The organism is Cereibacter changlensis JA139 (assembly GCF_003034985.1).
GTDB lineage: Bacteria > Pseudomonadota > Alphaproteobacteria > Rhodobacterales > Rhodobacteraceae > Cereibacter > Cereibacter changlensis.
Genome location: NZ_PZKG01000387.1, coordinates 1 through 837 on the forward strand (window position 1 = coordinate 1; position 837 = coordinate 837).

Below are 837 nucleotides of genomic sequence, written 5' to 3' on the forward strand. Positions count from 1 at the left end.
GATTCTGATTCGGTCTAACTTATTTAACTCTTAGACTCTAACTGTTGCTGTCCACGAGGGGCAAAAGCGCGCGGCGCGAAGGGGCAAGAGCAGGGAGTTCAGGCTTGAGAAGGCGTGACCTGCCCCGGGATTTTTCCTCCATCTGCGATTAGAGTCCGGCCCATGGAGAGGACGGACGATGAAGAAGGCACGACTGACGGAAGAACAGATCATCGGGATCTTGCAGGAGCATGAGGCTGGCGCGAAGTGCGCGGATCTCTGCCGCAAGCACGGGATGTCGGAAGGCACGTTCTATGCCTGGAAGGCGAAGTATTCCGGGATGACGGTGTCCGATGCCAAGCGGCTGAAGACGCTGGAGGACGAGAACGCCAAGCTGAAGAAGCTCTTGGCCGAGCAGATGCTCGACATGGCGGCGATGAAGGAGCTCTTGTCAAAAAAGTGGTGACGCCCGTCGTGAAGCGCGAGGCTGTCGCGCATCTGAAGGCCCAGCTCGGGCTGTCGGAACGGCGGGCGTGCCAGATTGCCGGGGCGGACCGCAAGATGGTGCGCTACCAGTCGCGACGTGCGCCGGACATCGCCCTGCGCGGTCGGCTGCGGGATCTGGCCAATGAGCGACGCAGGTTCGGCTACCGGCGGCTCTTCGCGCTCTTGCGGCGTGAAGGCGAGGCGTCGGGGATCAATCGCATCTACCGGCTCTACCGCGAGGAAGGGTTAACCGTCCGCAAACGCAAAGCGCGGCGCAAGGCCATCGGCACAAGGGCTCCGATCCTGGTGGAGGCGCGGGCCAATGCGCGCTGGTCGCTGGACTTCGTCCATGACCAGTTCGCCTGCGGACGG

At 62.4% G+C, this 837-nt stretch carries 1 pseudogene; it reads left to right on the plus strand.

Annotated features, from left to right (window positions below):
* Positions 1-178 precede the first annotated feature (178 nt).
* Positions 179-837: pseudogene (locus C5F48_RS24255) on the plus strand (transposase); the annotation flags it as partial.